This is a genomic window from Pseudomonas sp. ZT5P21, from assembly GCF_054897785.1.
On the sequence record NZ_CM142705.1, the window covers coordinates 2022071 to 2038461 of the forward strand.

The 16391-nt window shown below is 62.7% G+C and carries 4 protein-coding genes; 3 read left to right on the forward strand and 1 reads right to left on the reverse strand.

The genetic code is table 11. From position 1 onward, the window contains the following. Positions 1–7: 7 nt before the first annotated feature. The 3 genes from ACYZT9_RS09325 to ACYZT9_RS09335 all read left to right on the forward strand — a co-directional run bounded on the left by ACYZT9_RS09325 (position 8) and on the right by ACYZT9_RS09335 (position 15969). On the forward strand, positions 8–3106 hold the full coding sequence (locus tag ACYZT9_RS09325) for a non-ribosomal peptide synthetase (RefSeq protein WP_462009522.1): 3099 nt from the start codon (positions 8–10) through the stop codon (positions 3104–3106). Further along, positions 3103–14910: an amino acid adenylation domain-containing protein gene (locus tag ACYZT9_RS09330; RefSeq protein ID WP_462009523.1), complete on the forward strand. Its 11808-nt coding sequence runs from the start codon at positions 3103–3105 to the stop codon at positions 14908–14910. Before ACYZT9_RS09325 ends, ACYZT9_RS09330 begins: the two co-directional genes overlap by 4 nt. 93 nt (positions 14911–15003) lie before the next feature. Continuing rightward, on the forward strand, positions 15004–15969 hold the full coding sequence (locus ACYZT9_RS09335) for an alpha/beta hydrolase (protein ID WP_462009524.1): 966 nt from the start codon (positions 15004–15006) through the stop codon (positions 15967–15969). 199 nt (positions 15970–16168) lie between these two features. Here ACYZT9_RS09335 and ACYZT9_RS09340 read toward each other — a convergent pair whose 3' ends face one another. Then, entirely contained in the window at positions 16169–16330 is a 162-nt protein-coding gene (locus tag ACYZT9_RS09340) for a DUF2986 domain-containing protein (RefSeq protein WP_462009525.1), read from the reverse strand. Positions 16331–16391 lie beyond the last annotated feature (61 nt).

Sequence of the window (16391 nt, forward strand, 5' to 3'; positions counted from 1 at the left end):
ACTCGACATGAACACCACCGCCCTCGAACCTTCGGTAGACGTTTTCCAGACTTCGGCCCAGCAGGCCTTTTATTTGCGCGCTCAGGAGCTGGGCGGACAGAGCCTGTTCGCCGCCCTGACCGTGCCGGTCGCCCAAGCTGTTGACGCGCAGACATTGCGCGCGGCACTGGATGACCTGGGCCAGCGCCATGAAATCCTGCGCACGGTCTATCGCCGGCTGCCGGGCATGAAGTGGCCCGTGCAAAGCCTGTGCGATGAGCTGCCGGTGACGCTGTTGGGCGGCATGGTTTCGTTGGACGAAGCCCTGCGCCGCAGCCGCGAAACCATGGCTGGCGCGCCGGACCGGGTGCTGGTGGCGGCGCTAGGGCAAGCCCCTGACGGGCAGCATTTCGTCACGCTGCTGGCGCCGGCCAGCAGCCTCGATGAGGTGTCGCTGCGAGTGCTGTCGGCAGAGCTTGTGAGACTGCTGCAGGGTGAAGCGCTGACCGACAATCAAGAAGACCTGCAATACCTGGATTACACCGCGTGGCAGGAAGAACTGCGCGAAGAGGATATCGGCCATCAAGGCGCTGCATTCTGGCGCAACCTGCAACAGCAGTTCGCGTTGGCGCATCGCTTGCCCTTTGAAAAAGCCGTTGACCTGACCCTGGCTCGTCATCAGGTAACGCTCGACGACGCGACATGGCTGGCCGATGTGCAACGCGTGGCCGACGCTCAGAGTGTCGAAGCGCAGCGCGTGGCGTTGTTGCTGTGGAGTGCGTTCGTGGCGCGCATCGGCAATCAGGAAAAGTTGCTGATGGGCTGGGAAGTGGCGGGGCGCAACGAGCAGACCGTAGCGACTCTCGGGCGTTTCGCTCGTCGTTTGCCGGTGGCTTTTGATCACCGCAGCAACGAGACCCTGACGAAAGCGTTGGTCTCGTTTACCGCCAGCCTCGACCAATCGCTGTCATGGCTCGACTGCCTCAACGAGTTCGAGCTGAGCGCCGAAGGAACGACACCATTACGTTATGGCCTGGTGTATCAGGCCGAGGCCGACGCGACTATCAAAGTCGACGACGCCAACCCGGAAGTTCTGCGTCTGCGTGTTCAGGGTAAACAATTGCAGCTGTCGTGCCTGGCCGGCGCGCTGCCCGAGTCGATGCTGGCGGCCTGGCTGGAGCAGTTCGTCGAGTTCAGCCGTCAGTTGCTGACCTCGCCCGAGCTGACCTTGGGCCAGGCCACCCAAGTCAACGCGGTGCAACTGACCCGTTTGATCGAGGACTTCAATCCGCTGTCCACCGAGCAGGCAATGCCGTGCCGCTACCTGCAAGACCTGTTTACCGAACAGGCGCGCCTGCATCCGCAGCGCATCGCCGTGAGCGTCAATGGACAGCGCCTGAGTTATGCCGAGCTGGATGCACGCTCCAACCAGGTGGCCAATACCTTGCGCGCGCAAGGTGTGGTGCCGGATGAAATCGTTGCGGTCTACGGTCAGCGCTCGCTGGCAATCGTCATCGCCTTGCTCGGCACACTCAAGGCCGGGGCCGCTTACCTGTCGCTCGATCCCAACTACCCGTTCGATCGTCTGGCGTTCATGTTGCAAGACGCCGCTGCACGCCAGGTATTGGTCTGCCAGCCGCTGCCCGAAGCGTTGCACAGCGAGCGGGTCATCTCGCTGATGCCGGATGCCGAAGTCTGGTCCGCTTCACAAGAGCAGCCAGCCTCGCTGGGGGACAGCGCCAATCTGGCCTACGTCATTTACACCTCCGGCTCCACCGGCAAACCCAAAGGCGTGATGATCAGTCACGCCAACGCGGTAGCCTCGACCCTGGCGCGCAGCGCGTTCTATCGCCAGCCATTGCGCGCGTTCCTGATGCTGTCGTCGTTCTCGTTCGACAGTTCGGTGGCCGGGGTATTCTGGGCGTTGGGGCAGGGCGCGACCCTGTGCCTGCCGGATGAAGACACCTACAAGGACCCGGCGCTGCTGGCGGCGCTGATCCAGCGTGAAGAGATTTCCCACTACCTGACCTTGCCGTCCTATCACGCGCAGATTCTCGAACACCTCGATAATCCTGCTCTGGCCTGTGTGATTGTGGCCGGCGAAGCGTGCAGCAACGCCCTGGTCGCACGACATCGTGAGGCCTTGCCGCAGGTGGCGCTGGTCAACGAATACGGCCCGACCGAAGGCACGGTCTGGTGTTCGGCGTGGGAACTGCCGCTCGGACAGGATGGCGACACCATCCCGATCGGTCAGCCGATTCCGGGCATGCGCATCCATGTGCTCGGCCCGGACTTGATGCCGGTGGCCGTGGGCGTCGAAGGTGAACTGTATGTCGGCGGCGCCGGCATTGCCCGTGGCTATCTGCAGCGTGCCGTGCTGACCGCAGAACGCTTCGTGCCCGACCTGTTTGCAAAGCAGGCCGGTCAGCGCCTGTATCGCACCGGCGACCTGGCGCGCTACCGCGCCGACGGCGTGCTGGAGTACCTGGGCCGGGTCGATCATCAAGTGAAGATCCGCGGTTTCCGCATTGAGCTGGGCGAAATCGAATCCGCCATGCGCAGCGCGCCCGGCATCGAAGACGCCGCGGTGATCGCCCGCGAAACGCCGACCGGCCCGCAACTGCTGGGCTTCGTGATTTCCCCGGCCGACACCGCCGACATCCGCCTCAATGAATTGCGCAGTCACCTTGGCGAAGCGTTGCCCGAACACATGCAGCCCGCGCGCTTGCAAGTGCTGGAACGCTTCCCGCTGATGCCCAACGGCAAACTCAACCGCCAGGCCTTGCTCGACCTCGACGTACGCCGCAGTGCCTTCGTCGCCCCGCGCACCGACCTGGAAAAAGTCCTCGCGGCGATCTGGGTCGAAGCGCTGCACGTGGAGCGTGTCGGTGTGCATGACAGCTTCTTCGAGCTCGGCGGCCACTCGCTGCTGGCGACGCGAATCCGCGCGCGTATTCAGGAAGAACTGAACCTGGCGATCCCGCTGAAGCTGTTCTTCGAAGGTGACACGCTGGAACGCCTGGCGACGCAAATCGAGCAGTTCCGTCAGCAGAGTGAACACAAAGAAAACGCTGTAGACGCACTGGAAGCGTTGTTCGACAAAGTGGATGAGGAACACACGCGATGAGTGCTGCACCGGACAGAATGATGACCCTGGCCCAGCGTTTCTGCGGCTTGAGCCTGGACGCGCGACGCGCCTTGCAAGAAAAGATGCACGCCCAGGGCCTGACCCTTGAACTGCTGCCGATCCCGCCAAGGGACCCGGCGGTCGATACGTTACCCGCGTCCTACGCGCAGCAGCGGTTGTGGTTTCTCTGGCAAATGCAGCCGCAGGCGACTGCGTACAACCTGACCGGTGCCTTTCGCCTGAGCGGTGAGCTGAACCGCGCAGCGCTGGCGCAAACCCTGGCTGCGCTGGTGCAACGGCATGAAGTGTTGCGCACCACCTTCGTCTTCGACGAGCAGCACGTGCTGCAAAAAATTCACCCGCAGATGGACGCGCCGCTGGTCGAGGCGGACGCCGCTGGCGACGCCGAATTGCATCGCCAGGTCGGTCTGAACGCCGAGGAGCCGTTCGACCTGCAGCAGGGCCCGTTGATGCGCTGCCGGTTGATCCGTCTCGACGCCCAGCAGCATGTGCTGGTGCTGACGTTCCACCACATCGTCACCGACGGTGGTTCGTTGCCGATTCTGTTGCAGGAGTTCACGCAACTCTATGCGCAACTGAGCGCCGGACAGCCGCCGCAATTGCCGGAGCTGGGCATTCAGTACGCTGATTTTGCGCGGTGGCAGCGCCTGTGGCTGGAGGCCGGCGAGGCCGAGCGTCAGCTTGAGTATTGGCGTGAAAAACTGGGCCCCGAGCACCCGCCGCTGAATCTGCCGACCGACCGTCGTCGCCCGGCGATCCCGAGCCAGCAGGGCGCCAGCGTCGAGCTGCAAGTGCCAGCAGTGTTGGCGTCCAGTCTGAAAGATCTCGCCCGTCGCGAAGGCTGCACGCTGTTCATGGTGCTGATGGCCTCGTTGCAAACCCTGTTGCATCGCTACAGCGGCGAGCGGGACATTCGCGTCGGCGTGCCGATTGCCAACCGTACCCGCCAGGACGTGGAAAATCTCCTGGGCTTTTTCGTCAACACCCAGGTGCTGCGTTGCCAGCCCCATGCCGATCAGCCATTTGTGCAGTTGCTGGCCGAGGTCAAAACCGCGGCACTGGGCGCGCAGGCGCATCAGGATTTGCCTTTCGAGCAACTGGTCGATGGGTTGGACGTTGAACGAAGCCTCAGCCACACGCCGTTGTTCCAGGTGATGTTCAATCACCAGCGTAATGCGGGCGGCGAGCAGCGCTGGGACTTGCCGGGCCTGAGCGTCGAACCGCTGATCTGGGATGAAAAGACCACCAAGTTCGACCTGATGCTCGACACCGTGGAAAGCGACGCGGGCATCCATGCGTCGTTCGTGTACGCCACCGAATTGTTCGACGCCTCGACCATCGAGCGTCTGGCCCAGCATTGGCTGAACCTGTTGCAGGCGATCTGCAACGATGGAACGGTCGCGTTGGCTGACGTGCGCATGCTCGCCCCGAGCGAGCAACAAGCGACGTTGCTGGACTGGAACCGCAGCGCCGTGTCGGACGCGAGACGTGAATCGAACATGCTGTGCGCGCATCAACTGATTGAAGCCCAGGCCGCCGTGCATCCGCACAACATCGCGGTGACCTGCGATGGCGTGACCCTCAGCTATGCGCAACTGAACGGACAGGCCAACCGCATCGCCCATCGACTGCGCGAGCGCGGCGTGGGGCCGGACGTGTTGGTGGGAGTCGCGCTGGAGCGGTCGCTGGAGATGATCGTCAGCGTGCTGGCAATCCTCAAGGCCGGCGGCGCCTACGTGCCGCTGGACCCGGAATACCCGCAGGATCGTCTTGCCTACATGCTGGCCGACAGCGGCACGCGCCTGCTGCTGACCGACTCCGCACTGTTGTCGCGACTGCCAGTGTCTGACGGCATCGAAGTCATTTGCCTCGACGATGCCATTGACTGGCTTGATGCCGCTTCTGCCGAGAATGTGCCTAACCTGACTAGCCCGGAAAATCTGGCATACGTCATCTACACCTCCGGTTCCACTGGCAAACCCAAGGGCACGCTGCTGCCGCACAGCAACCTGACCCGCCTGTTCAGCGCCACCGAACACTGGTTCGGTTTCAACGCGAACGACGTCTGGAGCCTGTTCCATTCCTACGCCTTTGATTTCTCCGTGTGGGAAATCTTTGGTGCGCTGTTCTACGGCGGCAAGCTGGTGGTGGTGCCGCATGCCATCAGCCGTTCCCCGGAAGATTTCGCTCGCCTGCTGTGTGATGAACAGGTCACGGTGCTCAATCAGACACCGTCGGCGTTCCGTCAGCTGATGCCGTTTGCCTGCGCCAATGCCCAACGCATGGCCCTGCGTTATGTAGTGTTTGGTGGCGAGGCGCTGGACGTCGCCAGCCTGCGTCCATGGTACGACGCGTGCGACGATCAACAGCCACTGCTGATCAACATGTACGGCATCACCGAAACTACGGTGCACGTGACGTACCGGCCGTTGTCCCGCATCGACCTCGACGGCGCAAACAGTTCGCCGCTGGGCGAGCCGATTGCCGACCTGCGCTGGTACGTGCTCGATCCACGTCTGAACCCGGTTGCCAAGGGCTGCGTCGGTGAGCTGTACGTCGGCGGCGCCGGGCTGGCGCGTGGTTATCACCAGCGACCCGATCTGACCGCCACGCGGTTTGTCCCGGACCTGTTCGCCAGTGAGGCGGGTGCGCGTTTGTATCGCACCGGCGACCTCGCACGTTATTGCGCCGACGGCAGCATCGAATACGCCGGGCGTATCGACCATCAAGTGAAGATCCGTGGTTTTCGCATCGAGCTGGGGGAAATTCAGGACCGCCTGCAAAACCATCCGGCCATCGAACAAGCGCTGGTGTTGGCGCCCGAAATCAATGGCAGTCAGCAACTGGTCGCCTGGTTCACCGTCATGCAAGACGTCGCCGATCTGCGTCAGTCGTTGCGTGAATACCTTCAGGCCGGCCTGCCGGATTACATGGTGCCGGCGCACTTGCTGAAGCTCGATCACTGGCCGCTGACCAGTAACGGCAAGCTCGATCGAAATGCGTTGCCCAAGCCGGATGCTGCGTTGGCGCAGCAGGTTTACACGGCGCCGGCGGACGACATGCAAGTCGCGTTGGCGAATATTTGGCAAGACGTGCTCAAGCTCGAACGTGTGGGGATCGACAACAATTTCTTCGAGCTCGGCGGCGATTCGATCATCTCGATTCAAGTGGTCAGCCGTGCGCGTCAGGCCGGGATCCGCATCACCCCGCGTGATCTGTTTCAACACCAGACCGTGCAGAGTCTGGCCAAGGTCGCCCAGCGCAGCGCCGGTCTGGTCATCGACCAGGGCCCGGTGCGCGGCGAGGTGTTGCTGACACCGATCCAGCACTGGTTTTTCGAGCAAACCATCGAGGCCCGAAACCACTGGAACCAGTCGGTGTTGCTGGAACTTCGCGAGCCGTTGGACAGCGCGTATCTGCAACAGGCTCTGGCAGCGTTGCTGGAACATCACGACGCGTTGCGCTTGCGTTTGCGTCAGGTGGATGGCGTGTGGCAGCAGGCTCAGGCCGAGCACTGGAACAGCGCCGAGGTGCTGTGGCAGCGTCGGGCCGCGAACACCGACGAGTTGCTTGATCACTGCAACGCCGCACAAGCCAGCCTGAATGTGCACGACGGCCCGCTGTTACGCACCTTGCTGGTGGACATGGGCGAGGCCGGGCAGCGCTTGCTGCTGGTGGTGCATCACCTGGCGGTGGACGGTGTGTCCTGGCGCCTGTTGCTCGAAGATTTGCAAATGGCCTACGAACAGGCGCGTCAGGCGCAACTCCTGCGACTGCCGGCCAAATCCAGCGCCTATCAAGCCTGGGCGGCGCGTCTGCAGCTGCATGCGCAAAGTCCTGAACTGGCGAGTCAGGCGGCTTATTGGCAGCGCCAATACCAAGATGTAGTGGTGGACCTGCCCGCCGATAACCTGCAAGGCAGTCTGGCCAGCGAGCATGCCGTGAGCGTGGAAACAGTGCTCGACAACACCTTCACCCGCCAACTGCTGCAAGACGCTCCAGCGGCTTACCGCACGCAGGTCAACGATCTGTTGCTGACCGCATTGGCGAGGGTCTTGGGTGCCTGGACCGGCCAGCCGTCGACCCTGGTCAAACTGGAAGGTCATGGCCGCGAAGACCTGTTCGACGACATCGACCTGACCCGTACCGTGGGTTGGTTCACCTCTATCTTCCCGGTCAAACTGACCCCGGCCAGCGATCTGGCGGGAAGCATCAAGGCGGTCAAGGAACAGCTGCGCGCGGTGCCGGACAAAGGCATCGGTTTCGGCATCCTGCGTTATCTGGCGCAGGCCGGTCTTGAGGATTTGCCGCAGCCGCAAGTCACGTTCAACTATATGGGCCAGTTCGATGCCAGCTTCGACGAGCAGGCACCGTGGCGTCCGGCCCGGGAAAGCGGGGGCGCCGAGCAAGGTGCTTCGGCCTCGCTGGAGCATGGCCTGAGCATTAACGGTCAGGTGTACGCCGGGCAACTGCGCCTGAGCTGGACCTTCAGTCGCGACGTCTTTGCCGAGCCCACCGTGCAGCGTCTGGCCGACGCCTATGCCGCCGAACTGCAACAGCTGATCGAACACTGCCTCAGCGGTGCCGGTGGCTTGACGCCGAGTGACGTGCCGCTGGTCAACGTCGATCAGGCGCAACTCGATGCATTGCCGCTGGCGGTGTGTGAGATCGAAAACATTTTCCCGCTGTCGCCGATGCAAGAAGGCATGTTGTTCCACAGCCTGTTCGCTCCGGATGCCGGCGCGTACATCCCGCAAATGCGCGTGGACGTGCAGGGCATCGACGTCGAGGCGTTCCGCTGGGCATGGCAACAGACGCTGGACCACCATGAAGTGTTGCGCGCAGCGTTCTTCAGCGAGAGCAATGGCTCGCGACCACTGCAAGTGATTCTGGGCAACGCGACGCTTCCGTTGACCGTCCTCGATTGGCGCGAACAACCGGAGCAAGCGCAAGCCCTGGAACGTCTGGCCGAAGACGACCGCCTGCGCGGCTTCAACCTGACGGCCGCGCCTTTACTGCGCCTGACCCTGGTGCAGACCGCGCACGACACCCATCACCTGATTTTCACCAACCACCACATTCTGCTGGACGGCTGGAGCACCTCGCAGTTGTTCGGCGAAGTGCTGCAGCGTTACTCCGGCGTGATGCCGGTGGCGGGCGGCGGTCGTTATCGCGACTACATGACGTGGCTCGGCGGGCGTGATCGAGCGGCGTGCGAAGCCTTCTGGCTGGAGCAGTTGCAGGCGTTCAGCGAGCCGACGCGGTTGGCCGGCGCGATGCCGGGACCGGTCGCGGGGCAGGGCGATGGCCATCGCACCGTTCACCTGAGCCTGGACCGGGCGGCCACCGAGCGCCTGAGTGGGTTTGCCCGTCAGGCACGCGTTACGCCGAACACCCTGCTGCAAGCGGCGTGGCTGTTGCTGTTGCAGCGCTACACCGGCCAGCGCACCGTGGCGTTCGGCGCCACGGTGTCGGGGCGTCCGAGCGAATTGCAGGGGATCGAGCAACAAGTCGGTCTGTTCATCAACACCTTGCCAGTGATCGCCACGCCACACCCCGAGCGCACGGTCAGCCAGTGGGTAGACGAGGTGCAGGCGCTCAACCTCAAATTGCGCGATGTCGAATACACGCCGCTGGCGGATGTGCAGCGCTGGGCCGGGCATTCGGGCGAGCCGTTGTTCGACACGTTGCTGGTGTTCGAAAACTACCCGGTCGCCGAGGCGCTGGAGGGCGGTAATCCGAGTTCGCTGAAGTTCTCCGGTGTCAGCAATCACGATCAGACCAGCTTCCCGCTGGCGATTGCCGCAGAGATGGGCGAGTGCCTGGACCTGCGCTTCAATTACGACACGACACTGTTTACCGCCGAGGCCGTCGACGGCCTGAGTCAGCGTCTGGTGGCGTTGCTCGATGCCATGGTGCGCGAGCCGCAACAAGCCTTGGGCCGTCTGAGCCTGTTCGACGCCACGCAGACCGCGCAGCAAGTGCAAGGCTTCAACGACAGCGCCGTGACATGGCCCGACGTGCGTCCGGTCCACCTGTGTTTCGAAGCCCAGGTGCTGAAAACTCCAGACGCTCCGGCGTTGGTGTTTGCCGGTCAGAACCTGACGTATCGTCAACTCAATCAACAGGCCAACCGTTTGGCGCACTTCCTGCGCGCCCAAGGTGTTGGCGCCGAAGTGCTGGTGGGGATTGCGGCCGAGCGTTCGCTGGAACTGGTGATCGGTTTGCTGGCGATCATGAAGGCCGGTGGCGCGTATGTGCCGCTGGACCCGGATTACCCGCGCGAGCGCCTGGAGCACATGTTCGAGGACAGCGGCGTACACGTGCTGTTGACCCAACGTCTCCTGCTTGAGCAATTGCCGATTCCGCCCGGCACCACGGCGATCTGCCTCGACGACAGCGCTCGACTGCTGGAAGGCTTGAGCGACGAAAACCTGCCGTGCGTGGTCGAGCTGCAATCGCTGGCCTACATGATTTACACCTCCGGTTCCACCGGAAAACCCAAGGGCGCGGCCAACCGTCATGATGCCTTGTACAACCGTATTGCGTGGATGCAGGGCGCGTACCCGCTGAACGGTCGCGACACCGTGTTGCAAAAAACCCCGTTCAGTTTTGACGTGTCGGTGTGGGAGTTTTTCTGGCCGCTGATGGTCGGCGCGCGCCTTGCGGTCGCCGAGCCGGGCGCCCATCGCGACCCGGCGCAGTTGGTGCGGCTGATCGAGCAATACCAGGTCAGCACCTTGCATTTCGTGCCGTCGATGTTGCAGGCGTTTGTCCAGGGCGAAGGCTTCGAACGTTGCGCCAGCCTGCGACAAATCATGTGCAGCGGTGAAGCGCTGTCGGCGGACCTGCAAAATAGCCTGTTCCGCGTGCTGCCCGATGTCGGTTTGTACAACCTGTACGGGCCGACCGAAGCCGCCATCGACGTGACTCACTGGACGTGCGTCGATGACGGCTCAATCAGCGTGCCGATCGGTTACCCGATCGCCAACCTGGTGACCTACATCCTCGACGACAGCCTGCAACCGCAAGTGACGGGCTGCGTCGGTGAACTGTATTTGGGCGGCATCGGCCTGGCGCGGGGTTACCACCGTCGTCCAGACCTGACGGCTGAGCGTTTCGTCGCCAGCCCGTTCGGTCAACAGGGCGAGCGCCTGTACCGCACCGGCGACCTGGCGCGCTATCGCGAGGACGGCGTGATCGAATACGTCGGCCGCATCGACCATCAAGTGAAGATTCGTGGCTTGCGCATCGAGCTGGGTGAAATCGAAGCCTGCCTGCTGGAACATCCACAAGTACGCGAGGCCGTGGTAATCGCGCTGGATGTCGGGAAATCCAAACAACTGGTGGCTTACGTAGTCGCACAGCCATTGGCCCTCGAAGCCCTCAAACAGCACCTGCGCAAAGCGTTGCCCGAGCACATGCAGCCGAGTCATGTGTTGTTGCTTGAGCAACTGCCCGTGACGCCGAATGGCAAGCTTAATCGCCGCGCATTGCCGCAACCCGATCAGCAGGTGCGCGAATACATCGCGCCGCGCATTGCCGTGGAGGCGACGCTGCAGGAAGTGTGGCAGGCGTTGTTCGAAGTACCGGTCGGCATTCAGGACAACTTCTTCGAGCTGGGCGGCGACTCCATCGTGTCGATCCAGGCGGTCAGCCGCGCGCGCAAGGCCGGCCTGAGCATTTCGCCGAAACACGTGTTCAGTCACCCGACCATCGCTGAACTGGCGACAGTCGCCCAGGCCATGGAAGCCGTGGAAGCGGCGCCGATTATTGCTGCACCGGCGCAGAAGATCGAACTGAGCGAAGCGCAATATCAGGCACTGGAGTTGACCGCGGACGAGGTGGACGACGTCTATCCACTGTCGCCGATGCAGCAGGGCATGCTGTTCCACTCGGTGCAGGATGGCGACTCGGGGCTGTACGTCAACCAGATTGAAGTGGGCGTGCGTGGCGTTGACGGGCCGCGCTTTCGCGAAGCCTGGGCCGACGCCGCGCAACGCCACGCGATCCTGCGCACCGCGTTCCTCTGGGAAGGCGACAAGGAGCCGCTGCAAGTGGTATTGCGCAACGCGCCGACGTTGCTGACCGAACTGGACTGGCGCGCCCTGGATAACCAGGCCGAGCGCGTGCGCCAGTTGGCCACCGATGAACGTGAACGCGGCTTCTCGCTGAACCGCGCGCCGTTGTTGCGCCTGCTGCTGGTACGTCTGGAAGAGGATCGTTATCGCTTGATCTGGACCTACCACCACATCCTCATGGACGGCTGGAGTGTGTCGCGCCTGATCGGTGAAGTGCTGCGTCATTACAGCGGTGACGCGCAGGAACCGGTGGCCGCGTATCGCGACTACATCGACTGGCTCGGCCAGCAGGTGGCCGAGGCCAGCGAAGCGTTCTGGAAAAACAAACTCAACGCCCTCGAAGGCGCCACGCACCTGGCCCGCGCATTGCCGGTGAAGGCGCCGCAAGCGGGTTATCACGCGATCTATACACACCTGAGTGCGCAGCAAACCGCGCGTTTGCAGGCGTTTGCCCAGCAACAGCAAGTGACGCTCAACACCCTGGTGCAAGCCGCGTGGCTGCTGCTGTTGCAGCGCTACACCGGCCAGCGCACGGTGACGTTCGGCGCCACGGTGTCGGGCCGGCCGGAAACCCTCAACGGTTCGGAGAACATGCTCGGGCTGTTCATCAACACCTTGCCGGTGGTCAACAGCGTGCCGACCGAAGCGAGCGTCGGTGACTGGCTGCGTGAGCTTCAAGCCTACAACCTCGACATCCGCGACTTCCAGCAAACCCCACTCAGCGATATTCAACGCTGGGCCGGGCAGGGCGGGCAGTCGCTGTTCGACAGCATCATCGTGTTTGAAAACCAGCCGGTGGATCGCACCTTGCGCGAGTGGAACGGCGATGCGCTGCGCTTCGAAGACGTCTCCGACTTCGGCCTGACTAGCTTCGCCATGGACCTGATGGTCAGCCTCGATGAAGGGCTGCGCATCGAGTACATGCACCAGCGCGATCAGTTCGACCTCGCCAGCGTCGAAACCCTGCGCGGCCATATGGAAAGCCTGATGCAGCGTCTGTGCGACGACGCCGAGCGCGCAGTGGGTGAGTTGGGCTTGTTGACGCTGGACGAAGGCCGCCGACTGGACGGCGAACTGCCGACCCTGGCCGACGACCACGAACGACCTGTGCACGAGCTGATCCGTGAGCGTGCGCGCCTGCAACCGGAGCACACCGCGCTGGTGCTCAGCTACGCCGACCGCGACGCCGAACGCTTGAGTTATGCCGAGCTGGATCGCCGTTCCGACGCACTCGCGGTGCACTTGCTGGAGCAGGGCGTGCAGGCCGAAGACGTGATCGGCGTGTTCATGGAGCGTTCGCTGGAACTGGTGGTGTCGTTGTTGGCGGTGATGAAGTGCGGTGCCGCTTACGTGCCGCTGGATCCGCAATATCCACGGGAACGTCTGCGCTACATGATGGCCGACAGCGACATGCGCTTGCTGCTGACCCAGGAGCGTCTGCGTCACACGGCGCAACTCAATCCAGGCACGCCGATAGTCGCGGTGGACCGCTTGAACCTCGACGTTGAAGTGTCGGCGCCGCAACGCACGGTGCACGCCGAGCAACGGGCCTACCTGATTTACACCTCGGGCTCGACCGGCAAACCGAAAAGCGTGGCCGTGGCTCACGGGCCGTTGAGCATGCACGTGCAGGCGATTGCCGAGCTGTACGAAATGGACCCGGACAATCGCGAACTGCATTTCATGTCGTTCGCCTTCGACGGTGCCCATGAACGCTGGATCACCGCGCTGATCAGCGGCTCGACCCTGGTGGTGCGCGACAATACGCTGTGGACCGCCGAGCAGACCCTGGCGGTGTTGCACCGCCAACGCATCACCGTTGCCTGCTTCCCGCCGGCGTACTTGCTGCAACTGGCCGAACACGCCGAGTTGCAGGGCGGCGATCCGCCCTCTGTGCGCATCTACTGCTTCGGCGGCGATGCGGTGCCGGATGCCACGTTCGAACGGGTCAAGCACACGCTCAAGCCGCACTACCTGGTGAACGGTTACGGGCCGACGGAAACCGTGGTTACGCCATTGCTGTGGAAGATCGCTGCCGATGGCCACTGCGAGGCGATGTATGCGCCGATCGGTCGCCGCGTCGGCACCCGCAGCCTGCATGTGCTGGACATGGACCTCAATCCATTGCCGGTGGGCATGGTCGGCGAGTTGTACATCGGCGGCCGTGGCGTCGCGCGCGGCTACCACCGTCATCCTGTACAGACCGCCGAGCGTTTCGTCGCCGACCCGTGCAGCAGCGACGGCGGTCGTCTGTACCGCACCGGTGACCTGGTGCGCCGTCGCGAGGATGGCGTGTTCGATTACGTGGGGCGCATCGACCATCAGGTCAAAGTGCGTGGCTTTCGTATCGAGCTGGGTGAAATCGAAGCCCGTCTGCGCGAGCAAGTCGGGGTCAACGATGCGCTGGTGGTGGTACGTGACAGCGGTCAGGGGCCGCAACTGGTGGGTTATGTGGTCGCGGCCGATGACGACGGTCTGGGCCTGCGCTGCCAGGCAGCCTTGCGTGAAAGCCTGCCGGATTACATGGTGCCGACGCAGATCGTGGTGTTGCCGCGTTTCCCGCTGACACCCAATGGCAAACTCGACCGCAAAGCCCTGCCGGACTCGACCTTCGAGGGCCGTGAATACGTGGCCCCGCGCACGCCGCTGGAATGGGCACTGGCCGAGATCTGGCAGCAGGTGCTGGGCGTCGACAAAGTCGGCATCACTGACAACTTCTTTGAGCTGGGCGGTGATTCGCTGCGCACGCTCAAAGTGATCTCAAAGGTGCGGGCGCTGAATGAGCCGGACTTCCAGCTGAAGCTGCGCGACATGATGGCCAAACCGACCATCGCCGGATTGTCCGGGGTCGATGAGCAACCGCTCAAACAGAGCCCGGAACCGCTGCTGCTGTTGAACCACCCGGTGGACGATCAGCCGGCGCTGTTCTGCCTGCACGCCGGATTCGGCACGGTGTTCGACTACGAACCTCTGGCCCGGCGCCTCGAAGGCCAGCGCACGGTGTACGGCGTGCAATGCCGCATGTTGCTGGACCGGCAATGGCACGACACTTCGCTGCAGCAAATGGCTGCGGACTACGTCGAAGCGATCCGCCGCAAGCAAACGCAAGGCCCGTACCATTTGCTGGGATGGTCGTTGGGCGGGGCGTTGGCGTTGATGGTCAGCCACTTGCTTGAACAGCAAGGCCAGCGTGTGGCGTTCGTCGGTCTGGTGGACAGCTTTGTGCCGACCCAGGCCAACGCCATCGCCCGTGTTGATGAGTGGCGCTCGGACCTGGGCGAGTTCCTCGGTGCAACGTTGAGCATGGACAGCGAGGTCATCGCTCGGGCGTTGTGTGTCGAATCCTCGGGGGATCAGGACGCAGTCGCGCGGATCATTCGCACGGTGATCGACACGGAAGGCGAGCAGGCCAGCGGTTATGCGTTGCTCGGTGCCGACGAGTTGGCGCAGACGTTCATGGTCAGCACACGATTGAAGGCGCTGTCGCGGCAGGTCGAAACCTTGCCGCTGCCACACGCCGAACTGTGCTGCTGGTGGGCCGATGGCAACCCGACGGCAGAACGCGCGACGCTGGAACGTCAGCAGCCTCGGCTGCGCAAGGTGCAAACCGTCACCGCCAGCCACTTCGATATCCTGCAACGGGATGAGTGCCTGAGCGCTGTGGTGACGGCACTCGATAGGGAGGTCGTCGCTCAGGACTGAAGTTTTACCGAACGAAAACAAGCTCGCCCTAATGAACGACCCTCCCGGTTCGTTTATTGGGCGAGCTTTTCATTTTTTTGGAGACGACCGCCCATGGCACTGCACCCGGACATCGAAGGTTTTCTAGAACTGGCCGAGTTCGGCCGCCTCAGCGGCAAAAGCCTGCCCATGCACGAGCTGACCCCGACCGAAGCGCGCCAGCAATTCGAACAGACCTCGCCATTGCTCGATGCTGCACCGATGGGCGCGCTGACGGTGACCTCGGTCAGTATTCCGGCGCGAGACGGCCATTTGCTCAATGCGCGTCTTTACGCTCGCCCGTCCCTGGGCACTCAAGAGCGCCCGGTGCTGCTGTATTTTCACGGCGGTGGTTACGTGGTCGGCAGCCTCGATTCCCACGACACCCTGTGCCGACGTCTGGCGCTGGCGGGTGGTTTTGCGGTGCTGTCGGCGGATTATCGGTTAGCCCCGGAACAGCGTTTTCCTACGGCTTACGAGGATGCCGAAGACGTGACGCGCTGGCTCGCGACCACCGGAGCCGCCGCCCTTGGACTAAACGCCACACGCATTGCGTTGGCGGGTGACAGCGTCGGCGGCAGCCTGGTGGCTTCCTTGTCGATCGCCATCGCCCAAGCCCCGCAAGCCTGGCCGCTGATGCCAAGGGTGCAAGTGTTGCTGTACCCGGTGATCGACGCCGTGGAAAAACGTCCGTCCCTCGCACGCTTTGCCGAAGGCTATCTGCTGGAAGCGACCACGCTGGAATGGTTCTATCAGCAGTATCAACGCAGCGTTGATGATCGCCGCGACTGGCGCTTTTCACCGCTGTTCGCCGAGACCGTGCAAGGCCTGACGCCGACGATACTGTGGCTGGCCGAATACGACCCGCTGCTGGACGAAGGCCTGGCCTGGGCGGAAAAACTCCGCGCCGCCGGACAACCTGTAATGCTGGATGTGAAAGCGGGCATGACCCACGACTTCGCGCGCATGGGCGAGATGGTCCAGGAAGTGCCCAGGATGCTGGAGCAACTGGCGGCGCAGATTACTGAAAGTTTGAGTTGACCCCACTTGCGTTTATCGTTCCCGCACTCGCGTTGGAACGATCAAACGGCTTGTGACTTTGTAGGAGCAAGGCTTGCCCGCGAAGAACCCTGGCGCGGTCTTACTGGCCGGCTCCTGCACAACCTCCTGCTGCTCCAGATGATCCAGCGCCGGAGTGGCGGATCGAATCGGAATCTTGAACGTTTTGCTTGAGCGACGATCAGCTCTCAGTGGAAATGATTGAGTCGTGACTGGATTCAGCAGCCAATTTCAATCGATCAGCTTTACTGATGTATTTAGACTTGCTTTGCGGTGCCAGTTTGGCACTTGCCTTTTTGGCGTGAGCCTTTAATAACTGCTTTATTTTTTTACGACGATTCATGTTTTCTACTCGGTTTGTAAGTTCTTGAATCATATCAACTTAAAATTGGCGCAGATTACCG